This is a genomic window from Robiginitalea insularis, from assembly GCF_052497835.1.
Genome location: NZ_CP199296.1, coordinates 3,116,399 through 3,139,344, shown reverse-complemented (window position 1 = coordinate 3,139,344; position 22,946 = coordinate 3,116,399). Strand labels below are relative to the sequence as shown.

General features: G+C 44.7%; 26 protein-coding genes. 15 read left to right on the top strand and 11 right to left on the bottom strand.

The window, feature by feature from the left end:
- Positions 1-2: 2 nt before the first annotated feature.
- Entirely contained in the window at positions 3-374 is a 372-nt protein-coding gene (locus ACT6NV_RS14190; RefSeq protein WP_445385095.1) for a DNA topoisomerase IV, read from the bottom strand.
- Between the two features lie 39 nt (positions 375-413).
- Complete coding sequence (locus tag ACT6NV_RS14185; protein ID WP_445385094.1) at positions 414-773, bottom strand: helix-turn-helix transcriptional regulator; 360 nt, start codon at positions 771-773, stop codon at positions 414-416.
- A 247-nt stretch (positions 774-1,020) separates the two neighbouring features.
- Here ACT6NV_RS14185 and ACT6NV_RS14180 point away from each other — a divergent pair, with 247 nt between their 5' ends.
- From ACT6NV_RS14180 to ACT6NV_RS14170, 3 genes are all read left to right on the top strand, one after another.
- On the top strand, positions 1,021-2,121 hold the full coding sequence (locus ACT6NV_RS14180; RefSeq protein ID WP_445385093.1) for a M14 family metallopeptidase: 1,101 nt from the start codon (positions 1,021-1,023) through the stop codon (positions 2,119-2,121).
- 96 nt (positions 2,122-2,217) lie between these two features.
- Complete coding sequence (locus ACT6NV_RS14175) at positions 2,218-2,697, top strand: Lrp/AsnC family transcriptional regulator (protein ID WP_445382251.1); 480 nt, start codon at positions 2,218-2,220, stop codon at positions 2,695-2,697.
- 25 nt (positions 2,698-2,722) lie between these two features.
- Positions 2,723-3,253: a DinB family protein gene (locus ACT6NV_RS14170; RefSeq protein ID WP_445385092.1), complete on the top strand. Its 531-nt coding sequence runs from the start codon at positions 2,723-2,725 to the stop codon at positions 3,251-3,253.
- A 2-nt stretch (positions 3,254-3,255) separates the two neighbouring features.
- Here the strand turns inward: ACT6NV_RS14170 and ACT6NV_RS14165 are convergent, their stop codons facing one another.
- Together ACT6NV_RS14165 and aroB are read right to left on the bottom strand one after the other, a co-directional pair.
- Entirely contained in the window at positions 3,256-3,561 is a 306-nt protein-coding gene (locus ACT6NV_RS14165) for a hypothetical protein (RefSeq protein WP_445385091.1), read from the bottom strand.
- A gap of 113 nt (positions 3,562-3,674) precedes the next feature.
- Positions 3,675-4,739, bottom strand: a complete 1,065-nt coding sequence (gene aroB / locus ACT6NV_RS14160) for a 3-dehydroquinate synthase (RefSeq protein WP_445385090.1) — start codon at positions 4,737-4,739, stop codon at positions 3,675-3,677.
- A gap of 96 nt (positions 4,740-4,835) precedes the next feature.
- On the opposite strand from aroB, the gene ACT6NV_RS14155 reads away from it, so the two are divergent.
- Complete coding sequence (locus ACT6NV_RS14155) at positions 4,836-6,002, top strand: proline dehydrogenase family protein (protein WP_445385089.1); 1,167 nt, start codon at positions 4,836-4,838, stop codon at positions 6,000-6,002.
- A gap of 25 nt (positions 6,003-6,027) precedes the next feature.
- On the opposite strand, the gene ACT6NV_RS14150 is transcribed toward ACT6NV_RS14155, so the two are convergent.
- From ACT6NV_RS14150 to tsaE, 5 genes are all read right to left on the bottom strand, one after another.
- On the bottom strand, positions 6,028-6,396 hold the full coding sequence (locus ACT6NV_RS14150; protein ID WP_445385088.1) for a DUF4258 domain-containing protein: 369 nt from the start codon (positions 6,394-6,396) through the stop codon (positions 6,028-6,030).
- A gap of 2 nt (positions 6,397-6,398) precedes the next feature.
- A complete protein-coding gene (locus ACT6NV_RS14145) occupies positions 6,399-7,595 on the bottom strand; it encodes an alanine dehydrogenase (protein ID WP_445385087.1) in 1,197 nt (398 codons plus the stop codon).
- 104 nt (positions 7,596-7,699) lie between these two features.
- The gene (locus ACT6NV_RS14140; protein ID WP_445385086.1) at positions 7,700-8,113 is read right to left on the bottom strand and encodes a hypothetical protein; all 414 of its coding nucleotides are present in this window, start codon (positions 8,111-8,113) and stop codon (positions 7,700-7,702) included.
- 368 nt (positions 8,114-8,481) lie between these two features.
- A complete protein-coding gene (locus ACT6NV_RS14135; protein ID WP_445385085.1) occupies positions 8,482-8,697 on the bottom strand; it encodes a hypothetical protein in 216 nt (71 codons plus the stop codon).
- Between the two features lie 179 nt (positions 8,698-8,876).
- Positions 8,877-9,296: a tRNA (adenosine(37)-N6)-threonylcarbamoyltransferase complex ATPase subunit type 1 TsaE gene (gene tsaE / locus ACT6NV_RS14130; RefSeq protein ID WP_445385084.1), complete on the bottom strand. Its 420-nt coding sequence runs from the start codon at positions 9,294-9,296 to the stop codon at positions 8,877-8,879.
- 888 nt (positions 9,297-10,184) lie between these two features.
- On the opposite strand from tsaE, the gene ACT6NV_RS14125 reads away from it, so the two are divergent.
- Positions 10,185-10,481, top strand: coding sequence for a hypothetical protein (locus ACT6NV_RS14125; RefSeq protein ID WP_445385083.1), 297 nt, complete (start codon positions 10,185-10,187; stop codon positions 10,479-10,481).
- Position 10,482: 1 nt separating this feature from the next.
- Here ACT6NV_RS14125 and ACT6NV_RS14120 read toward each other — a convergent pair whose 3' ends face one another.
- Positions 10,483-10,854, bottom strand: a complete 372-nt coding sequence (locus tag ACT6NV_RS14120) for a hypothetical protein (RefSeq protein ID WP_445385082.1) — start codon at positions 10,852-10,854, stop codon at positions 10,483-10,485.
- Between the two features lie 181 nt (positions 10,855-11,035).
- Here ACT6NV_RS14120 and ACT6NV_RS14115 point away from each other — a divergent pair, with 181 nt between their 5' ends.
- On the top strand, positions 11,036-11,344 hold the full coding sequence (locus ACT6NV_RS14115; RefSeq protein WP_445382239.1) for an HTH domain-containing protein: 309 nt from the start codon (positions 11,036-11,038) through the stop codon (positions 11,342-11,344).
- A gap of 27 nt (positions 11,345-11,371) precedes the next feature.
- Here the strand turns inward: ACT6NV_RS14115 and porX are convergent, their stop codons facing one another.
- Positions 11,372-12,916 carry a T9SS response regulator signal transducer PorX gene (porX, locus tag ACT6NV_RS14110; RefSeq protein ID WP_445385081.1) on the bottom strand — a complete coding sequence of 515 codons (1,545 nt, stop codon included), beginning with the start codon at positions 12,914-12,916 and terminating at the stop codon, positions 11,372-11,374.
- Between the two features lie 105 nt (positions 12,917-13,021).
- Between porX and ACT6NV_RS14105 the strand changes: the two genes are divergently transcribed.
- The 9 genes from ACT6NV_RS14105 (at position 13,022) to ACT6NV_RS14065 (ending at position 22,944) form a co-directional block, all read left to right on the top strand.
- On the top strand, positions 13,022-14,251 hold the full coding sequence (locus ACT6NV_RS14105; protein ID WP_445386706.1) for an HD domain-containing protein: 1,230 nt from the start codon (positions 13,022-13,024) through the stop codon (positions 14,249-14,251).
- Between the two features lie 48 nt (positions 14,252-14,299).
- Positions 14,300-15,331: a UDP-3-O-(3-hydroxymyristoyl)glucosamine N-acyltransferase gene (lpxD, locus tag ACT6NV_RS14100; protein ID WP_445385080.1), complete on the top strand. Its 1,032-nt coding sequence runs from the start codon at positions 14,300-14,302 to the stop codon at positions 15,329-15,331.
- The gene (locus ACT6NV_RS14095; protein WP_445385079.1) at positions 15,324-16,718 is read left to right on the top strand and encodes a bifunctional UDP-3-O-[3-hydroxymyristoyl] N-acetylglucosamine deacetylase/3-hydroxyacyl-ACP dehydratase; all 1,395 of its coding nucleotides are present in this window, start codon (positions 15,324-15,326) and stop codon (positions 16,716-16,718) included. The genes lpxD and ACT6NV_RS14095 overlap by 8 nt, the downstream gene beginning before the upstream one ends.
- Position 16,719: 1 nt before the next feature.
- Positions 16,720-17,505 (top strand): acyl-ACP--UDP-N-acetylglucosamine O-acyltransferase, encoded by a 786-nt coding sequence (lpxA, locus tag ACT6NV_RS14090; RefSeq protein ID WP_445385078.1) that lies wholly within the window; start codon positions 16,720-16,722, stop codon positions 17,503-17,505.
- Between the two features lie 2 nt (positions 17,506-17,507).
- On the top strand, positions 17,508-18,074 hold the full coding sequence (efp, locus tag ACT6NV_RS14085) for an elongation factor P (RefSeq protein ID WP_445385077.1): 567 nt from the start codon (positions 17,508-17,510) through the stop codon (positions 18,072-18,074).
- 8 nt (positions 18,075-18,082) lie between these two features.
- Complete coding sequence (locus tag ACT6NV_RS14080; protein WP_445385076.1) at positions 18,083-19,018, top strand: UDP-3-O-(3-hydroxymyristoyl)glucosamine N-acyltransferase; 936 nt, start codon at positions 18,083-18,085, stop codon at positions 19,016-19,018.
- A gap of 58 nt (positions 19,019-19,076) precedes the next feature.
- Positions 19,077-19,949: a succinate--CoA ligase subunit alpha gene (sucD, locus tag ACT6NV_RS14075; RefSeq protein ID WP_445385075.1), complete on the top strand. Its 873-nt coding sequence runs from the start codon at positions 19,077-19,079 to the stop codon at positions 19,947-19,949.
- A 107-nt stretch (positions 19,950-20,056) separates the two neighbouring features.
- Complete coding sequence (gene fabG, locus ACT6NV_RS14070; protein WP_445385074.1) at positions 20,057-20,803, top strand: 3-oxoacyl-[acyl-carrier-protein] reductase; 747 nt, start codon at positions 20,057-20,059, stop codon at positions 20,801-20,803.
- A gap of 113 nt (positions 20,804-20,916) precedes the next feature.
- Entirely contained in the window at positions 20,917-22,944 is a 2,028-nt protein-coding gene (locus tag ACT6NV_RS14065) for a vWA domain-containing protein (RefSeq protein WP_445385073.1), read from the top strand.
- Positions 22,945-22,946 lie beyond the last annotated feature (2 nt).

Sequence of the window (22,946 nt, the reverse complement as noted above, 5' to 3'; positions counted from 1 at the left end):
TCTCAATTGGTTTTTATGGCCGTTCCCCTCGAAGTTTTGGTGCTTCCGACCAGTTTGTACTCAAAAATATAGGAATTATCCGTTGTAGACAATATTTTCATATGGATGGGCTTTTCCTCATTGCGGCTTTTGGGGTTCAGGTTGGTCAGAATATATTCACAATCATTGATCCAGCGCACAGAAGCAGAATCTACCACCCCTTTAAACTCGGAGATTTCAAGATCTTCGGTTCGCCTGAATCGCGTGGTTATTTCAGCCCCTTCCAGTTCTGTGGTAAAAGAAAAGGTTCCGGTTTTAAAGGAGGTACAATCCCGCCTGGGCTGATAACAATTGATAAGGAGCAATAAGACGGGCAGCAGGCACACTTTTTTCATAGGACCAAAGATAAGAATCCTGCAAGCCTAATGCCAGTTTCAGTTAAGGGAATCGTAAGCCTGGAAACTACCATCCGTATAGAGAATCAGCACTTTTGATATTTCCTTTGATGAATTGACGATCTCCTTTTCCGGTATGGAGGAAACTTTGGCAGTGGATTGTTTTTCCGATAGGGCAGGGAAGCTTCCTTTGCCATTGAGTAACCAATACAGATTCACCTCCGGGTATTGCTGAATTACCTTCATCACAAAATCGAGACTGGGCTTGTTTCTCCCGCTGAGCAAATGTGAAATGCTGGAGCGCTGTACCCCGATTGCATCTGCAAAAGCAGTAGCGCTAAGGTCGTAATAAGACATTATTTTTTCTAAACGGGATTTAAAGGCTTCGTTGTTTACCATGATAAACAATAATTAACAAGGTTATCTCTAAAACAGGCTACTGCATTCAATTATATTTATATATAGACTTTAGGTAAAACATTTTAATACATTGGAAAACAATTAAATAAAATAAATTATATATTGTGTGTTCACAAATGTATAAAACGAGGGGTCTTGCTCTGTATCAGATATACAAATGTAACTTTTAATTATACAATTGTAACCTAAATAGCACCTAAATTTGTAAGACTAAATCAACATAGTATTGGATAAGGAGTACGAGAAAATTAAGTTCACTCAGATCAGCGGCCGGTATTTGCCTTCGGATAAGATAGCCGAACTGGCATCAAAAAACTGGCCTTCTGACCAGTGGCATCCCTCTGGTTTTTCGGTACTGGGAAAACCAGTTCACAGAATCAGATTAGGCCGGGGTGCCAAACGAATTCTGATGTGGTCCCAAATGCATGGGAATGAATCTACCACCACCAAAGGCCTTTTGGATTTTATGGCATGGCTGCATTCGGGCACTGAAATCAGTGAAAAGTTTCTGAATCATTTTAGCTTTTCATTCCTTCCCATTCTTAATCCGGACGGTGCGGATCGCTATACGCGTTTTAACGCAAATGAAATGGACCTTAACAGGGATGCCCTAAATCAATCTCAGCCGGAGAGCGTGGTGCTCCGCAAGGAGTATGAGGATTTTCAGCCAGACTTTTGCTTTAATTTGCACGACCAGCGAACCATTTATAATGTAGGCAACAGCCGTATTCCGGCCACCCTGTCATTTCTGGCTCCGGCTATGGACGCCGGGCGTTCGGTTCCCGCCAACCGTCTTACCGCTATGCAACTGATAGCCTATATGAACGAAAGGCTTCTGACGATCCTGCCCGGAGGCGTAGGGCGCTATGATGACACCTTCAACCCCAATTGCGTAGGCGACCATTTTCAATCCCTGGGCACTCCCACACTTTTGTTTGAAGCCGGTCACTACCCCGGGGATTATGAGCGGGAAAGCAGTCGCTACTATTTCTTTAAGTCTTTAATATATGTGCTTGAAGGAATTATGACAGGGGAATATGCTTCCTTTTCTCAGGAAGATTATTTGGGTATCCCTGAAAATGCAAAACAGTTTGTGGATATCCTGATCCGGCGGCCGGACCTTATCAGTAATAATCACCCACGCGACGCCATTATAGGAATCTGTTTTAAGGAGGTTCTCGCTGATGGAGAAATACAATTTGTGCCCGAACTCAGTGAGAAGGAGGGTAAAGAAGAGGTGTACGGACACCAGGAATGGGATTTAAGCCAGCCCGAACAGATGGCGTTGCTGAAAAAACGCCCCGGTATTATTAAATTAATTTCCTGATTGAAAGCGGTAAAAATTACACATATTGCAAAAAAGGAATTCGTTTGTTAAATAATATTTTATAATTACGTATTTTTGGCAAAAATATCGTTAATAATGGGCAAGATTAAATTAGACGAGATAGACCACCAGATCCTGGATATGTTGATAGACAATACCAGGACACCTTTTACCGATATAGCCAAGAAATTACTTATTTCTGCGGGTACGGTTCACGTGCGAGTTAAGAAAATGGAAGAAGCGGGGATTATTAAAGGGAGTTCTCTAACCCTGGATTATGTAAAACTCGGGTATGCCTTTATCGCTTACATTGGGATTTTTCTTGAAAAAACCCATCAAACCAAATTCGTGATGGAACGCCTGGCGCAGATCCCGAATGTGACTGTTGCCCATATCACAACTGGCAAGTTCAACATCTTTTGCAAGATCCGCGCTAAGGATACCAATCATGCAAAAAATATCATCTTTAAAATTGACGATATAGAGGGGATAAGCCGCACGGAGACAATGATTTCCCTGGAAGAGAGCATCAACGATAAAAAACGATTGATGCACACCATATTTAACGAACTGTAAGCATCTGCTTCGCAAACAAATTTCAATGCTGCTTTCTGAATTACCAGCTGCCGCCTGCCCGGAATATTATAAACCCTACCTGCAGGTTTTAGGGGAGGTCGAACTTCTGGATCAGCTAAAGAGTCAAAGCAAAAACTTTCCAAATTTTATAAAAAGTATCCCAGAGTCGGCATGGACATCCTCCTATGCAACGGGAAAGTGGACTATCGCAGAAGTACTGCTACATATCCTGGACACCGAGCGCGTCTTTCAGTACCGGGCCTTGCGATTTGGCAGAAATGACAAAACTTCGCTCCCGGGTTTTGACCAGGACCTGTACGTTCCGCAGAGCCGGGCCAATCAAAGAAGTAAACAAAGCGTATTGGCTGAATACAGCTGCATCCGGGCTGCAACCGTAAGCTTATTTGAAACTTTTTCGAAAGAGGAGCTGATCAGACAGGGAACGGCCAGTGGGGTCCCTATTAGTGTCGCAGCACTGGGGTTCATCATCTGCGGGCACCAGAAACATCACCGCAACATTATACGGCAACGATACCTGAACACTGATCAGTCTTAAATTCAGTCTTCGGGCAACACGTAATTCTCTGTGGCTCCGTCGTATTCTGTTTCCAGACCGAACGATTCCGAAAAGGTATCGGAAGATGCCAAATCATCAAAGTACGCTAATAAATCGGTCATCCCCTGATTGATCTTTACAAGGTAGAGTGTGTCCCGGGTGGGCAGCTCCACTGCTTCAATCCAGTCGCCGCTGGGTTTTTTAAAAGCCAGGATGTCGTCATCGCCATAACCCCCCGGGTAACGCTGCAAGAACAAGGCTGCCAGTTCCGGGCTAAGTTTTTTGAAATCTGTAATAACTCGTTTCATCACTGATTGGTATTGCGAAACAAATACATGTTTCAGTTGTTATAACCAATCTAACCAATTTATAAATGGATGGGAGCCAAAGAGTTGTGAAACGGATATTTTAGTAAGCCAAATCAGCTTTGGGCGTAGTCATCAAAAGCCTGGAGCAGTAATTTTTCTGGTACTTCCATATCAATGCAAGCAGAACCTATTGTATCCAGCAGGCTAAACAGCACCTTGCCATGGGTGTTTTTCTTATCGTGCCGCAACAGGGAAATAATAGCACTGCGTTCTGACTGATCAATGACTTTGTGTGGAAAATGCTGTGCAAACACACTTTTGATTTCAGCATGGGCCTGTGGAGACATCCCCCTCAATTTTACAGACAGCATGGATTCCATGATCATGCCTATTGCGATAGCTTCTCCATGCAGCAATTGCTTTGAAGGAGTTTTATCGAGAAAGTAGGATTCAATTGCGTGACCGAGGGTATGTCCGAAATTTAGCATTTTACGGATATTACGCTCCAAGGGGTCTTTTAATACTACTTCATTTTTAAGAACAACAGAGCGGTAGATATATTCCTTGAGATTGGAATAATCTGTAATTTCAGATAATTCTTGCCAATAGTCGCGATCTTGTATAAGCCCGTGCTTCAACATTTCCGCAAAACCGCTTTTAATTTGCCTCAGCTCCAGGGTCTTCAGGTAATCGGGTTGAATAACAACCATTTCCGGTTGCCTTATCAGGCCAATCTGGTTCTTTAATTTGCCCAGGTCAATCCCTGTTTTACCACCAACAGAGGCATCTACCATAGAAAGCAGGGTAGTGGGGATGTTTACAAAGGCTATCCCCCTCTGATAGGTAGAGGCTACAAAACCACCCAGATCTGTAAGTACGCCACCTCCCAGGTTGATGAGCAGGCTGTTTCTATCTGCCCCTTCGCCTGAGAGCCATTCCCAGACACCAATGCAGCTTTGGATGTTTTTATGCTGTTCCCCTGCCGGGATGGAAAACACATCCCTGTCTTTAAGGGTAGGACATTGCGCCAACAGGACCGGAAGGCAAAACTCACGGGTATTGGTATCCGTAAGAATAAAAACCTTTGAATACTTTTTATCCTGCACATACCGGGCAAGCTGTTTTTCTCCCTTCTCGGAGAAATGTATGGCATATGACGCTGTTAGAATGGACTCCATAAAGGGGTTGCTTAACACAGGCAAAATAACCGAAAATTTTATAGATTTCTTTACAAATACTGTCAGTATATTTGGGGTATTGAGAATTCCGTAAAAATGACCCGAATTTTTGAAGATACCGCAACCGCATTTGCCCTTAAAAGTGATGCAGAACTGGAAAGGGCTTATTTCCTTTTCAAATTAATTTCCAACGAGCCCCTGGTTAAAATCGGGACCGGCCTTACCAACTTTGCCATTAAAGCCCGTCTGCCTGTAGAAGGGCTAATACGGACAACGGTTTTTGATCACTTTTGTGGGGGAGTAAGCGAACAGGACTGTATGCCGGTGGTAGAGAAAATGTGGGGCAAAAGGGTTAGCACGGTCCTGGATTACTCCGTAGAGGGAAAAGAAACAGAGGATCCCCTGGATGATGCCCTGGCCAAGACCCTGGAAATGCTTGATTTTGTAAAGCGAAAAGATGCCATTCCCTTTGCGGTTTTCAAACCTACTGGATACGGGAGGTTCGCGCTTTTCCAAAAGGTAAGTGAAGGAAAAACGCTGACGTCCCCGGAGAAAAGCGAGTGGGAAAGGGTAGTGGACAGATTTGACCAAACTTGTAAAAAGGCTTTTGACCTGGGAGTATCCCTGTTGATAGACGCAGAAGAAAGTTGGATGCAGGATGCGGCAGACGATCTGGTAGAGCAAATGATGCGCAAGTATAATCAGGAGCACGCAATTGTCTTCAATACGCTTCAGATGTACCGATGGGACCGTATGGAATATCTGGAGAGATTATATGAAACTGCCCAGAAAGAAGGATTTAAGCTCGGGATCAAGGTTGTGCGCGGAGCATATCTGGAAAAGGAGAACGAGCGTGCTGAGGATAAAGGTTATAAATCACCAATATGCAGTTCCAAGCAGGAAACAGATGAGAATTTTGACAGGGCCGTTGTTTTTTGCCTGGATCATCTGGAAACCATTTCAGTATTCGCGGGGACCCACAATGAATTGAGCTCCCATAAGCTCATGGAGCAAATGCAGCAGCGGGAAATTCCCGCAAACGACCCCCGGATTTGGTTTGGACAGTTGTACGGGATGAGCGACCATATCAGTTTTAACATGGCAAAAGAGGGCTACAACGTAGCCAAGTACCTGCCTTTTGGTCCGGTAAGGGATGTGATGCCCTACCTGATCAGGCGTGCAGAGGAAAACACCTCTGTAGCCGGGCAGACCAATCGGGAACTGGAGCTGCTCAAAAAGGAGCGCAAACGACGGAAATTATAATAGTTCCGGGCTTTAAGCGGGATGGCTATAACTTTATGTAGTCTTTAAGACGTGTCTCGCTCTCACAATTCAGAAAGGTGAGTTCTAATTCCTCCTGATTGGATTGCCCGCGCACCACATAAATTTTACAGGGCTTGGCTTCTGTGTCGCTTTTTCTGAAAAGCACATCGCCATCCTCTAATACTGCCCTGATAGCAAGGGAGTCCGAAAAGGGCTGCAGGGAATCATCAATTACCAGCGGTTTGGATCGTAATTCTTTTAAGACCCTGCAATTGGGCAGGTAGCAGAATTCAACCCCGGTTTCATCAGATTTCTTTTTCAGAAAAAAAGTAAGGAAAATCAGTCCTATGGACAGCCCCATTAAAAAATAGCCTAGGCGTTTTAAAAACGGCATTCTTAAAATATAAGGAAATTGATATCACTGAACTTCATCCCAAACCATTCTCCAACGGTGCGGTTGGTCAGAATTCCATGATACATATACAGGCCGTTTCTGAGGCCCTTATCGAATCGCAAAGAATTTTCCAGACCGCCGTCTTCCCCGATTTTCATCAGATAGGGTGTAAAAATATTGCTGATGGAGATGGAAGAAGTCTTGGGGTAGCGTGCAGGAATATTGGGTACTGCATAATGTATGACCCCGTATTTTTTATGGGTGGGTTTGTTGTGGGTGGTCAGTTCGCTGGTTTCAAAACAACCTCCCATATCTATGCTCACGTCAATAATAACGGCCCCCTTTTTCATGTTTTCCACCATAGACTTGGATACCAGTATGGGAGAGCGGTCTTTCCCTCTGACAGCGCCAATGGCCACGTCGCAGCGCTTAAGGGCTTTCAGCAGGTTCTTGGGTTGCAGGGTGGAAGTGTAAAGGGTTCGGTTCAGATTGGTCTGTATACTCCGCAGCTTGGTGATTGAATTATCAAAAATTTTAACATTCGCCCCAAGGCCAAGGGCAGAGCGCGCAGCAAACTCCCCAACCGTACCTGCCCCCAGGATTACCACTTCAACCGGGGGGACCCCGCTAATATTGCCAAACATCAGGCCGTTGCCCTCGTCGGCCGCCATAATTTCTGCTGCAATCAGGACAGATGAAATACCAGCTATTTCACTTAGTGAACGAACGGCCGGATATTTTCCCTCATCATCCCGGATATATTCAAAAGCGATGGCTGTAATCCGCTTTTTGGCCAGGGTTTCGAAATAGGATTTGGTTTGTGTTTTTATCTGCAGGGCCGAAATGACAGTGCTCTGCGGGTTGATCAGTTCAATTTCGGAAAGGGTAGGGGGCTCCACCTTCAGGATAAGCGGGCAGCCAAATACTTTCTTGGTATCGCGCGTAATGGTTCCTCCGGCATTGGTATAATCCAGGTCACTGAAACTGGCTCCTTCCCCGGCTCCGGATTCCAACAAGACCCTATGGCCATTGGCGGTAAGCGCATTAACGGCATCCGGGGTCAGGCAGATACGCTTTTCTTGGTACTGACTTTCTTTTGGAATACCGATAAATAATTCGCCTTTCTGCTGTAAAATTTCCAGCTTTTCCTCCTGAGGGAGCAATTGTTGTTTGCTGAATGGGGAAGCGGGTTGGTTCATACCATTATATTGGAATGGCCGTCAAAAACGGCCTATCTTCCAAAAATACAATAAATTCCAAAATTTTAAGCTGCCGGACTTACGAAGCAAAGGACTTGTAGCCATTAAAGGCTTAGCAAACTCTTCATGGCCGTCTGCAACTGTTTCATAAGCTGGTTGAGGGTACGCTTGGGGGTTTTATTACTTAAGTCTTCTTCAGCATCAGTGATTAGCTGCTTGTCTATTTGAATTCCTGCCTTTTGCATTTGTTCCCTTTCCTTGTTCTTGTAATACTGCAGTTCGGCGTCCATGGCCTCCAGGTCTATCCCGTGTACGTACTTATCGAATAATTTCAATCGGATAAAGTAAACAAAGGGAATGACTACCATACATACAGGAAGTAACCAAAGGACATTTTCAGTGTCAACATACAGATCCTCTGAGTAGATCACCTCAAAGATCTGGAAGGCATACATACAGATAGGGATCAGCAGGATATGATACCACCAGTGTTTGCAGGTAAAGAACCATATAGTCAACAGGTAGAGTGGAATTAATTTTCCGAGTAGAAACCAAATATAAACGTCTACAGATTGAAATCCATTTTTGGTAATTTCAATTCCTATAAAGTTTAAGGTATCGTTCGGTCCTGATGGTACGTACTCGTGTAACTTAAAAATAAATGGGCAACCGATTATTAATAGTAACCAAAATGATTCAATTAAAAATCTTTTTCTCGCTTTTCCCCTTTCTTGGCTTTCTACCTTCATTTTAAGAAGATTTAAATTGACTTATGTTTAAGAAGAAAACGAAAAAAAAACCGACTTATTGGCCGGTTTTTAACTTATCGATAAATGGTCTAATAAATCGGATAAAGTTTGTATAAATCTTTAAGTCGATTTACTCCCTAACGTTTTTTGTTGTTTTTAGTGATTTTGCTTTTATCAATTGCGTCTGTCCCTTTAGTTATCTTGCTTTTGTCAATTGAATCGGGACCTTTGGTAATCTTGCTTTTATCTATTCCAGTTTCATATAATTCAACATCTGCCGAGTCACTCGTACATGAAGCGAATATTAATACCGAAAATGTCAGTATGCCAAATAAAATTTTTCTAGTGTTCATCGTCTCGGAGGCTTTTGAGTATTCTTAAATCAAATGTAGGAAAAATTCCCTGTGAACTTTTCATATTACAATCAAAAATAGTGCATTTCATCGATCAAAACAAGCATTTGAGCGAAAATTATGCATTTCATCGATTTAACTGCAATAAAAATGCGGTCCGGACGATACGGCTTTTGCACCTAAACGTCCTGCTGCGTCAGCATGCGGTCCCCTCCCGGAAGCATTTCAAGCTGTATGGAGGTATAATGCGGAGGCAGCAGGTCTTGTATACGGTCAGGCCACTCGATAAAATGCCAGCAATCGGCTTCCAGTAGTTCCTCCATCCCCATATCCAGGGCTTCTTCTTCGTCTTTTAGGCGGTAACAGTCATAATGTAGTGCAAGCAGGCCTCCTTCCCGGCGGTGGTATTCATTGATAATTCCAAAAGACGGACTGTTTCCCGCATCAATGGCTCCCAGGTTTGTAATTAAAGCTTTGATAAGGGTCGTTTTTCCGGAACCCATAGGGCCATACAGGCAAACAGTCTTGTGCTTGATTTTGGAGAGTAGATTTACGGATACTTCAGAAATATTTTCTATATTATAGATTATTTTCTCCATTATTTGTATATTGGAAAGACTTTGATAAAATACTTCGGTTTTTATATTTCTAATATCAATAAAATATTTTAGGTAGTTATTTCCTCAAAATATAATATGAATAAATATTCTTCTATATGGATTAAAAAGTTCAGGAAAGATCTGCTTATAGCTTCTATTATAGTAATCATCCCATTTAGTTCATTTCTTCATTTATTTGCTGACACAGAGCAGAATTCAATAGCTTTTTTAGGTATTGAATTCAATCATAATTTTGACAGTAATAATGCATTCGTCTGGTCGGTTTTTGCAAATTTAATCCCGCTTATTCTGATTTCTATAATGTTTTTGACGTTAAGATATAGAATTCGATATTGTCTATTCTTATTTTTTTATTTCATCATTAGCACTTCTATTTGTCAGTATTTTATTAGCTATAATAGTTACTTGGATTTTGTAATTTCTATTCAAGGCTTTATCCTGGCTATAATAATAGTTGACTGGATGTGTATTATTGATAGATCTATTAAGAAAGAATTCAGGGAATTAATTATCAGACTCTCCTCCAAAGATTTAATCAACGAATGGATCCATAAAAGATCAAATCGTTTAAATAATCAAATAAATAATTCGCTGAGGAAAAGAAGTACGATTAAATTAAAACACTTAGCACAATTATATCATTTACAGCGGATTGTAAAAAACAACTACCATTCATCTACTTCAGATAAAGAGGAATCAAATCATCAAATTGACTTAAAGAATTGGATTTTTGGAGGGTTGTTGGTATTGGCTGGACTTCTAGTTTACTTAGATAATTTTATACCTTCAAACAATAACTTCAAATTTGAAAGTTTCGGCTTTAAGAACTTTCAAATATTCGTCTGGTACATTACCCAAAAACTTTCCATGATCATCATCCTGGCGGTGTGGTTTGTCAGTAATCCGCATTGGTGGCGTTATGCCTTGCTTTCTCCCCTGGTGCTTTATCTCTATCAATTCTGGGAGACTTTTCAGGGGCTTGAAACTGTTGAAGACTATGAAAATGCCAGGGTATTTCCCCTGGTGTTCCTTACTATTGTTTTTATAATGCTACTTTCGAAAGTGATCCGAAGACGCAGCCGCACCCTGGACTATAAGGATTATCTACAGGCAGAACTGGATAAGGGGATAGAGGTGCTGAGCCGACGTGCGATGAAGCATTAATTTATTTCTTCCGAATCTCGTCGGTGATTTCCCTGAGCATATTCCGCATTTCTTCCCTTTGCCTTTCCCTTATCTTTTTTTCAATAATTTGTTCGATCTCCTGTTGCCGGGAGGGAGGTAGCTTATCAAAATCCAACGGTTCTTCCTCCATTTCTGATTTTAGCATGCTCCCTTCCCCTGTGAGCAACCAAGCGACATTCAGATCCGGATAGGTCCGAATAATGTTTTCGATGACATCACTACCTACCGAAGCTTTGTTTTTACTCATCCTCAGGGTATAGCCATTGCTGGCTCCTATTGATAAGTCAAACTGACGGGCACTTAGCCCGGCATGTTCAATAAACTGCATGAGTCGATCGATGGTTTTTATCATAAAAGCTGCTATTCTTTTGCACAAAGATAGGGTATCTTGAGGTTATAGGAAAATATTCTCTATGATGATTTAATATTTGATATAATATAGAATATAATTTGTATATGTAGAAAATATACTATATTTTTAATTTACTCTGGTCGCCCATAGATATATTAATAACCCTACAAAAATCCATTCTATGAAAACCATCAAGCACATCGAGCGCCTGCAGAGGCTTCATTACCTCATTCAACAAGAATGTACAGGCTCCCCTTCAGAAATAGCTGACCGCCTTGAAATTAGTGAGCGTACCGTCTATTATTTAATTGAACAATTAAAGGATTACGATGCTATAATTGCTTATGACCGCAGCAGGAGGACTTACTATTATAAGGATGACTTTGTGCTGGAGGTTAATTTTTCAATATGCATCGGCAACCACGACCAGGTTACCGAAATTCTGGAAGGTAGCTACTTCAACAACAATACCAGCGGATATGCACGTTAATTCCCTGAAATTACTCTGGTCTTTCACTTACCGCGGTTGCAAACTGATAAAGGGTACGATCATTTCTTCCAGGGAAACCCCGCCATGCTGATAGGTATTGCGGTAATAACTCACGTAATGGTTATAGTTATTGGGGTAGGCAAAAAACAAATCGTTTTTGGCAAAGATATAGGAGCTGCTAACATTTATAGTGGGCAGGTATAGCTCTGCGGGCCGGGTTGCGGCCATTACATCCCTGTCTTCATAGGTAAGGCTCCGGCCGGTCTTATATCTGAGGTTCAGGCTGGTTTCCTTGTCTCCAATTACTTTGGAGGCCTGTTTGACGTTTATGGTTCCGTGATCTGTGGTAATGATTAACTGCAGCCCCATGGCCTGGGCCTGTTGAATGATTTCCAGCAAGGGAGAATTGCGGAACCAGCTTTGGGTAAGGGAGCGGTAGGCCTTGTCATTGGAGGCCAGCTCCTTAATTACCTCCATTTCCGTTTTCGCATGCGAGAGCATGTCTACGAAATTATAAACCACAACAGTCAGGTCATTCTTTTTCAGTGACTTACTCTGTTGTACCAGCTGCTTGCCCTGCCTGAGGTTACTGATTTTATGGTATTCCCATTGCAGGTCCAGTCCCAGCCTTTTGAGCTGGGCTCCTAAAAATTCGGCCTCGTGCAGGTTCTTGCCCCCCTCATCCGTATCGTTTTTCCACCACTGCGGAAATTGCTTTTCCATTTCAAGTGGCATCAATCCAGAAAAAATAGCGTTCCGGGCGTACTGGGTGGCTGTTGGCAAAATACTGTAATAGGGGCTTTCCTGGGACTTTTTGTAAAAAGGGGACAGGCATTCCTCAAAGGCAAACCACTGATCGTAACGGAGGTTGTCAATAACTACCATGAGGGTTGGGCCCTGTTCGAGGATGGGAACAACCTTTTCCCGGAAAAGCGTATGGGACATAACCGGCCCGTCACCATTTTGAAACCAGCCGGGGTAATTTTTTTCAATAAACTTCCCGAATTGCATATTGGCCTCCGATTTCTGGGACTCCAGAATTTCAAACATGCCGCTGTCTTCTATGGATTCCAGCTGCAATTCCCAATAGATGAGTTTTTTGTATAAATCTGCCCAGGCCTCATAGGTATTCACCATAGAGAGGTCCATGGCTATCCTCCCAAATTCCTGCTGGTAGCTTGCCGTTGTCTTTTCCGACACCAAACGGGAGTGATCCAGGTTTTTTTTAAGGGAGAGCAGTATCTGGTTTGGGTTAACAGGCTTGATCAGGTAATCAGCAATCTTGGAACCGATGGCTTCTTCCATAATCGCTTCTTCCTCGTTTTTGGTTATCATTACCACGGGAAGGCCGGGTTGCTTTTGTTTCAATTCACTGAGGGTTTCCAATCCGGAGAGGCCCGGCATGTTCTCGTCCAGAAATACAATGTCGAACGGCTGTTCCTCAATTGCCTCAAGGGCATCCTGACCGCTTCTGCAGGTGACTACCTCGTAATTGCGTTCCTTGAGGAATAACAGGTGGGATTTCAGCAAATCGATCTCGTCATCAACCCACAATACGGTTATTTTCTTCATCTTTAATAAAATTTGGGACATTCTGATTGTATCGTTGACCTAAAATAGTGATGACACTCTCTGGTCAATTTTCTACCTTTGGAAAGACAACACAAAATGAAAGATTTGAAGCAATCTTCAAAGCTCAAAATATTTAATGATCCAATTTACGGATTTATAAGTATTCCCAGCCCACTGGTTTTCAATTTAATTGCCCATCCTTATTTTCAGCGCCTCAGGCGGATCTCGCAGATGGGCCTTAGCTATCTGGTGTATCCTGGGGCACATCACACCAGGTTTCACCACGCCCTGGGGGCCATGCACCTGATGCAGCAGGCTATATCCCTGCTTCGGCGAAAGGGGTTTAGGATTGACGAAGATGAAGAGGAGGGCCTGCTTTGCGCAATCTTACTGCATGATATCGGACACGGTCCTTTTTCCCACGCCCTGGAAAACGAATGGGTGAGTGGCATCTCCCATGAGACTATTTCCCTGCGGTTTATGGAAGAGCTTAACAAGGAGTTCTCCGGGAGGCTTGATCTGGCCATCGCTATTTTTACAGGCTCTTACCCGAAGAAATATCTGAACGAGCTGGTATCCAGTCAATTGGACATGGACCGGCTTGACTACCTCAAACGGGACAGCTTTTATTCTGGTGTAGCAGAAGGCAATATCAACGCAGAACGGCTCATAACGATGCTGTCGGTCAATGAAGGACGGCTGGTTGTGGAAGAGAAGGGGATCTATTCGGTTGAAAAGTATTTACTGGCCCGCCGGTTTATGTATTGGCAGGTCTATTTGCATAAAACGGGAGTGGTTGCCGAGCAGTTGCTGATACGGGTTATTCAGCGGGCCCGGGAATTGGGGCATAGCGCCCGGCTGCAGTCTGTTTCGCCGGCTCTCGATTTTTTCCTGAATCAAAACCCGGGACAATTGGAATTTACAGCGGAGGCCCTGCAACAATATGCAGAACTGGACGATATCGATATTCTGGCAAGCCTTAAAAAGTGGCAAAAGGCAGATGACCGGGTACTGTCCGCTTTATGTAAGATGCTGCTGGAGCGCAGACTCTTATCCATAAAAATCAAAAAAGCCCCTATTTCAGCCGGCAGCCTGCAAAATAAGCTGGAAAAATGCCGGGCCAAAACGGGTATGTCCGAGTCAGAAGCCGCCTATTTTGTTTTTGAAGGGGTTCTTCATAACCGAGCCTACAACCAGGATAACCAGAATATCAATATCATTAAACCAAACGGAAAGGTAATAGATGTAGCCAGCGCATCGGATCATCTCAACTTAGAGGTCCTCTCTCAACCGGTCACCAAATATTATATATGTTATCCCAAAAAAGGCATATAACAATTTTTCTTACTTTTGTCAGCATCTTAATCAAACAGCAAATTACCTTTGGAATTTACGGCTAGTCAGATCGCAGGAATCTTGGAAGGAGAGGTTGAAGGCAACCCGGAAATTGCGGTTCATAAACTGGCGAAAATTGAAGAAGGTACTGAGGGCTCCCTTACCTTTCTGGCGAACCCTAAATATACCCCCTATATATACAGCACGGAGGCATCCATCATTATTGTGAACAAAGGCTTTGTGCCCGAGCAAGACCTGAAATCCACACTGATAAAAGTGGAGGACGCCTATAAGTCCTTCTCAAAACTTTTGGCTTACTACAACCAGGTAAAAAACAATAAGACCGGAATAGAGAGCCCGGTATTTGTATCTGAATCAGCAAGCTACGGCTCCGACCTCTATCTCGGGGCTTTCTCTTATTTGGGCAATAATGTGGAAATAGGCGATAACGTAAAGATCTACCCCAATGTCTATATAGGGGATAATGTAAAAATAGGGGATAACAGCACGGTTTTTGCCGGGGCTAAGATTTACTCCGAAACCATCATCGGAAAGGATTGCGTGATCCATAGCGGGGTAATTTTGGGTGCTGACGGATTCGGTTTTACCCCGGATGAGGAAGGGGCATTCTCCAAAGTCCCCCAGACAGGAAATGTAATTCTGGAAGACCATGTGGATGTGGGCGCAGGCACGACCATTGACCGCGCCACGCTGGGGTCAACAATCCTTAGGAGGGGTGTGAAACTCGATAACCAGATCCAGATAGCACATAATGTCGAAATAGGCGAACACACCGTAATTGCTGCACAGACAGGAATAGCAGGTTCTACCAAAATCGGTAAACATTGTATGATAGGGGGGCAGGTTGGTATTGTAGGTCATATCGTAATTGGAGACCGGGTAAAGATTCAGGCCCAGTCCGGGATTTCCCGGAATATAAAGAGTGATGAAGTGCTACAGGGTTCTCCTGCATTAAACTATGGGGACTATAATAAATCTTACGTCCATTTTAAAAATTTACCCAGAATTGTTAATCGTATAGAAGATCTCGAAAAAAACCAGGGGAAAAGCAATGGTTAAGCAAAGAACAATTTCGAAGGAGGTTACACTGAAAGGGGTGGGGCTTCACACAGGAGCACAAGTCACTATGAAGTTTGTACCCGCACCGGAAAATCATGGGTATGCCTTTAAAAGAGTAGACCTGGAAGGGGAGCCTATTATTGAGGCTGATGCCAATTATGTTATCAATACGCAACGCGGCACCAACCTGGAAAAGCGGGGCGTTAAAATACAGACCTCCGAACATGTACTGGCAGCCCTGGTAGGGCTTGAGATAGACAATGTGATGATTGAACTGGATGCGCCGGAACCGCCAATTATGGATGGTTCATCCAAGTATTTTGTGGAAGCCCTGGAAAAGGCAGGTATTGTTGAACAGGATGCCGAAAGGGAAGTCTACGAGGTAAAAGAGGTTATTACCTACAGGGATGAGGCTACCGGCAGTGAAATTACGGTTATCCCGGCCGAGGAATACCAGATTACCACCATGGTAGATTTTGGGACCAAGGTTCTGGGAACGCAGAATGCCTCCATTGAACACCTTTCACAATTTAAAGAAGATATTGCAGATTCCCGGACCTTTAGCTTTTTACACGAGCTGGAAATGCTTTTGGAACACGGCCTGATTAAAGGGGGAGACCTTAACAACGCCATTGTTTATGTAGATAAGGAAATTTCTCCGGAGACCATGAAAAAGCTTGAAAAGGCATTTAAAAAGAAAAAATTATCCGTAAAACCCAATGGCATACTTGACAACCTGACCCTGCACTATCCCAACGAGGCGGCCCGGCATAAGCTTCTGGACGTTATTGGGGATCTGGCCCTTATAGGAACCCGGATCAAGGGAAAGGTTATCGCCAATAAACCCGGGCATTACGTAAACACGCAGTTTGCAAAAAAGCTTTCTAAAATAATCAAGCTGGAAAAAAGGAATAATGTTCCCAAATACGACCTGAACCAGGAACCATTGATGGACGTGGTTCAGATCATGAAAATGCTACCCCATCGCCCGCCTTTTCTATTAGTTGATAAGATCCTGGAACTGTCCGATACGCACGTGGTGGGAATAAAAAATGTAACGATGAATGAGCCCTTTTTTGTTGGGCATTTTCCAGGAGCCCCTGTTATGCCAGGGGTACTGCAGGTGGAAGCCATGGCGCAAACCGGAGGCATTCTGGTTCTCAGCACGGTGCCGGACCCTGAAAATTACCTGACTTATTTTATGAAGATTGACAATGTCAAGTTTAAACAGCAGGTTTTGCCCGGAGACACCCTTATTTTTAAATGCGATCTGATTTCCCCCATCCGACGCGGGATTTGCCATATGCAGGCCTATGCCTACGCCAATGGCAAACTGGTTTCGGAAGCCGAGCTAATGGCACAGATCGTTAAAACCAAAAAAGACTAGTATGAATCAGCCTTTGGCTTATGTACATCCCGGCGCTAAAATTGCCAAAAATGTGGTGATTGAGCCCTTCGCCACCATCCATAATAATGTGACTATTGGAGAGGGGACCTGGATCGGTTCCAACGTAACCATAATGGAAGGCGCCCGGATTGGTAAAAATTGCAATATATTTCCCGGAGCCATTATATCAGCCCCTCCCCAGGATCTGAAATACGATGGTGAAGACACCACTGTGGAAATCGGGGATAACACCACCATCCGCGAATGCGCCACTATCAATAAAGGCACGGCAGACCGGATGAAAACCGTTATTGGCAAGAACTGCCTGATCATGGCGTATTGCCATGTGGCTCACGATTGTGTTGTGGGGAATAATTGTATTTTCTCCAACAATTCAACCCTTGCAGGCCACGTTACCATTGGTGATCATGTGGTGCTGGCCGGCCTGGTTGCCGTACATCAGTTTGTTTCCATTGGCACCCACGCTTTTGTAACAGGAGGATCATTGGTGAGAAAAGATGTCCCTCCCTTTGTGAAGGGGGCCAGAGAGCCCATGTCTTATGTGGGGATCAATTCTGTAGGGCTCAGGCGAAGGGGGTTTACAGCCGATAAAATCAGAGAAATACAAAATATTTACCGTATCCTGTATCAGCAGAATTACAACAATTCCCAGGCGGTACAGATCATCGAGGCTGAAATGGAGGCAACTCCGGAACGGGATGAAATTCTACAGTTTATCCGGGATTCGCAGCGCGGTATTATGAAAGGATATTTTAGCAGCAATTAATTATGGCATCAACATCAGATATTAGAAAGGGACTTTGTATTCGCTATAACCACGACATCTATAAGATTACGGAGTTTTTGCATGTAAAACCGGGGAAGGGCCCGGCTTTTGTCCGAACAAAACTTAAAAGTGTTACCACCGGCAAGGTTATCGATAATACCTTTTCGGCCGGCCACAAGATTGAAGACGTACGGGTGGAAACCCGTTCCTATCAGTATTTGTATTCGGAAGGGCAGACCTACCATTTTATGAATACGGATGATTACAACCAGATCGCCTTGCAGGAGAGCGCCCTGGACGCACCCGAATTACTCAAGGAAGGAGAAGTGGTGACCATTATGTTCAATACGGAGGACGCCATGCCCCTCTCCGTGGATATGCCTGCCAGTGTGATCCTGGAGGTAACCCACACCGAGCCCGGAGTTAAAGGTAATACGGCAACCAATGCCACTAAACCTGCCACAGTGGAGACTGGCGCCCGAATCAATGTTCCGCTTTTTATCAACGAAGGGGATAAAATAAAAATTGATACGGAAAAAGGCAGTTACATGGAGCGGGCTAAAGACTAGAAAACCCTATGAAATTCCCAAGGACCCACAGCTTATCAGAAATTGCCAAAATTATTGGCACGGAATATATCAGGGACCCGGATTTTCCGGTTCAGGGAATCAACGAAATCCACGTGGTGGAACCCGGAGACATTGTTTTTGTGGACCACCCGAAATATTATGATAAGGCACTTAATTCCAAGGCAACGGTTATCCTGATCAATAAGGAGGTGGAATGCCCTGAGAACAAGGCATTGCTGATCTCGGACGATCCGTTTCGGGACTTTAACCGCATTACTAAACATTTCAGGCCCTTTCAAAATTCAAATACGGCAATAGCTTCAACTGCAAGCATTGGGGAGGGCACCATTATTCAGCCAAATGTCTTTATAGGGAACCATGTAAACATCGGCAGAAACTGCGTTATCCATTCCAATGTCAGCATCAATGACCATTGCGTTATCGGGGACGGGGTAATAATCCACTCCGGGAGCGTTCTGGGTTCTGACGCTTTTTACTACAAAAAGCGGCCTGAGGGTTTCGACCGGCTGCTATCCGGAGGTCGGGTGATCCTTGAGGACGGGGTGGAGCTCGGATCGCTTTGCACCATAGACAGGGGCGTAAGCGGCGATACTATTATTGGGCAGGGCAGTAAACTCGACAATCAGGTTCATGTGGGGCATGATACCCAAATCGGGAAAAAGTGTCTGATAGCCTCACAAACGGGAATTGCAGGCTGCGTTATCATTGAAGACGAAGTAACTTTGTGGGGTCAGGTGGGTGTGACCAGCGCTATTACCATTGGAAAAGGAGCCGTAATTCTGGCGCAAACAGGGGTTTCAAAATCCCTGGCCGGTGGAAAAACCTATTTTGGCAGTCCGGTGGAAGAAGCCCGGGAACGGCTCAAACAACTGGCGAACGTACGGCAGATCCCCTCCATGATGGAACAACTAAAAAAACTGTAGGGATTTTTTAGCCTTTCTACTGTAAAGGCTATTTTTGTTAAAAATTAAAAAAAACTAAATGAGTGTTCTAGTAAACAAAAACTCCAAAATAATAGTACAGGGCTTTACGGGAAGTGAAGGTACCTTCCACGCCGAGCAAATGATCGAATACGGAACCAATGTGGTAGGAGGAGTTACCCCTGGCAAAGGGGGGCAGGAACATTTGGGCAAGCCTGTTTTTAACACCGTTTCCGAGGCTGTTGAAAAAACGGGAGCCGATACCACCATTATTTTTGTGCCACCTGCTTTTGCGGCAGATGCCATCATGGAGGCTGCCAATGCAGGTATATCGGTGATTATCACCATAACAGAAGGAATACCGGTGGCGGATATGATCAAGGCCAATTCCTATGTGAAGGAACGGGGAGCACGCCTGGTAGGCCCTAATTGTCCCGGCGTTATCACCCCTGGTGAAGCCAAAGTGGGGATTATGCCCGGATTCGTCTTTAAAAAAGGCGGCGTGGGGATTGTTTCAAAATCCGGTACGCTTACCTACGAGGCTGCCGATCAGGTAGTGAGACAGGGCCTTGGTATTACTACGGCAATAGGAATCGGGGGAGACCCGATCATCGGCACCACAACCAAGGAGGCCCTGGAGATGCTGGTAGAAGACCCTGAGACCGAATGCGTAGTAATGATAGGCGAGATAGGCGGGCAGCTGGAAGCAGAAGCAGCCAGATGGTATAAAGCCAATGGCAGCAAGAAACCGGTAATCGGATTTATCGCCGGGGAAACAGCCCCTGCCGGACGAACCATGGGTCACGCCGGAGCGATCGTTGGTGGTAGCGATGATACCGCCCAGGCCAAAAAGCGGATTATGCGCGAATGCGGCATCCATGTTGTGGATTCCCCGGCTCAGATCGGCATGAAGGTCAAGGAAGTATTGGCTTGAAATAGTTAACAGTATGATAAAATCCCGCAACCGCGGGATTTTTTGTTGGTCACTTCTCCGAAAGGGAAGTATATTTGATAGTCGTCCAACCGATAAACTCTAATGATATGAAAATCCTGGAAGGAAAGAAAGCAATAATTACCGGGGCCAGCCGCGGAATTGGAAAAGGAATTGCAGAAGTATTTGCAGCTCATGGGGCAGATGTTGCCTTTACCTATAGCAGTAGTGAAGGTCCGGCCCTGGAGCTGGAAAAAGAACTCAAAGCCAAAGGAGTTAATGCCAAAGCATATAAGAGCAATGCCGCCAGCTTTGAAGAAGCAGAGAAACTGGTCAATGCCGTATTGGAAGATTTCGGTTCTGTGGATATCCTTATAAACAACGCAGGGATTACCAAAGATAATTTGCTGATGCGGATGAGCGAAGAAGATTTTGACCAGGTCATAGATATTAACCTGAAGTCGGTTTTTAATATGACCAAGGCCATTCAAAGAACATTTCTTAAACAGCGCAGCGGATCCATCATCAACATGAGCAGTGTAGTGGGGGTTAAGGGAAATGCCGGGCAGGCCAACTATGCGGCTTCCAAGGCCGGGATGATTGGTTTTACCAAAAGTATTGCCCTTGAACTGGGTTCCCGAAATATTCGCTGTAATGCCATTGCGCCGGGCTTTATCGAAACGGAAATGACCGGAAAGCTTGACGAAAAAACAGTGCAGGGCTGGAGAGATGCCATCCCGCTCAAACGGGGAGGATCTCCGGAGGATATTGCCAATGCCTGCCTTTTTCTGGCGTCGGACCTATCTGCCTATATCACGGGGCAGGTCCTCAATGTTGACGGTGGCATGCTCACCTGATACGGAGGCGGGTAGTTTAAATAAAAACCAGGTCCTGCCAGGTATACTGACTTTCAGGGCTATTGCATACTTCTCGCCAGGTCATAAATAACTGTCTGCTAAAATACGAATCAATGCCCAGGTCTGCCTTTTTATGGATTCTTGCTGCTCTTGTAGCATCCGGTTTGCTGGTCTGGTTTCAATATTATTACAAAACAAAGCCCAGGCCCTGGCGAAATACCCTTGCTTTGCTCAGGTTCCTTGCTGTTTTTGGCATTTTGCTCTTATTGGTTAATCCGGAGGTTGAAAAACTTCAGACCTATCTTACCAAAACCAAACTCCTGTTTCTTGCCGATAACAGTGCATCCATCGATTTGCAGGAGGAGCGGCAGGCCATCCTCAGGACTCTTTCATTATTGGAAGCTAATCCGGATCTGCAGGATCGTTTTGAAATTCAAAATTATCTATTCGGGAAAAGCCTCAGAGTGGGAGACAGTCTGGACTTTACTGAAGGTCAGACAGATATCAGTGCAGCCCTGGAATCCCTTTCCCGGGTACATAACAATGAAAAAGCGGTAGTTGTTCTGCTCACAGATGGCAATCTGAATAGCGGCAGCAGCCAGTGGTTTTCAGCCAATCCCAAGCTGGATATCTACCCTGTGGTTATCGGGGACACAACCACCTTCAGCGATCTCAGGATAGACCGCATAATTGCGAATAAATACGCATTCGAAGGGAATAAGTACCCTGTAGAAATCCTTTATTCCTACACCGGACAGGCTCCTGCAGAAGTTAGTCTGCAAATTACGGATAATGGCCGTCCCGTTTATCGCAACAGGGTATCCTTCCCGGCAGGGGGTGGGTCCGGACAAAGAGAATTGCTGTTAGACGCCGGCAAGCCGGGGCTTCATATCCTGCGGGCATCTCTTACCTCCTTAGACGGGGAACGCAACCTTCAAAATAATTCAGCAACTGCCGGGATAGAGGTACTTGATGAACAATTGCAGATCGGATTGGTTAGTACAGAAACCCATCCAGATATTGGAAGTCTCCGCCGCAGCCTGACCCAGAATCAGCAAAGACAGCTGGATATAATGAGTCCGAATGCCGCTTCAGGCCGGATTGAGGAAACAGACCTGTGGATTTTTTATCAGCCGGATGCTTCCTTTGCCCCCCTGTACAGGCTATTGAAAAACAAGAATACCCCCATTTTCTGGTTTTGCGGACCGGAGGCAGACTGGAACTTTGTGAATTCCGTTCAGCAGGGGTTTCAGCTGGAAGAGCGGGGACCTGCCGAGGAAGTATTTGCAGAACTCAATGCCGGGTTCGGCTATTTTGATGTCAGCGCTTGGAAAACGGAAGATTTCCCTCCGGTAGAGGGCCTTTTAGGCTCCTATGATTTTACGGTTCCAAACGAATGGATATTGGGCCAGCGGGTAAAGGGAATATCCCTTGAAGAACCTTTACTGGCTTTATTAAAAGGCAGCGATCGGAGGCAAGCCGTTTTTTTTGGAAGCGGGTTGTGGAAATGGCGCATGGCTACCTTTAAATCGGAGCGAAGCTTTGAATCGTTTGACGGCCTGATTTCCAAGGTCGTCCAATTTCTAACCGCAGATGCTGTTAACCAACGACTCGCAGTGGAATACGAGCCCATATACAGAGGGGCGGAGGAAAGCTATATTCGTGCAAGATATTTTGATGAGGCCTATTCCTTTGATCCGGGTGCGAGCCTGGTATTAAAACTAAGGGACAGCAGCGGCACGGCAGCGGGAGAATTCCCTATGTCACTGGGAAAGGATATCTATCAGACAGACATTAGTTTTCTGGATCCTGGAAAGTATTCTTTTACGGTGGAGTTACAGGATGGCAGTCTGAGACAATCGGGCAGCTTTAGCCTGCAGCGGGCGTCTGTGGAACAGCAACCGCTTCCCTCCGATGTGGACTGGCTCTCTAAGCTGGCCCTGGAGAATAACGGGAGTGTAATTTTCCCGGATCGACCCAAAGTGCTTACCGATAGTCTGCTCAGTGCGGAACGCTACCGTCCCGTACAGAAAAGCCGCAGGAATATCGTATCTTTGCTGGAATATTATTGGCTGATGGCGCTCATTCTTGCAGCCTTTGCTGCCGAATGGTTTATCAGGAAATACAACGGATTACTTTAATT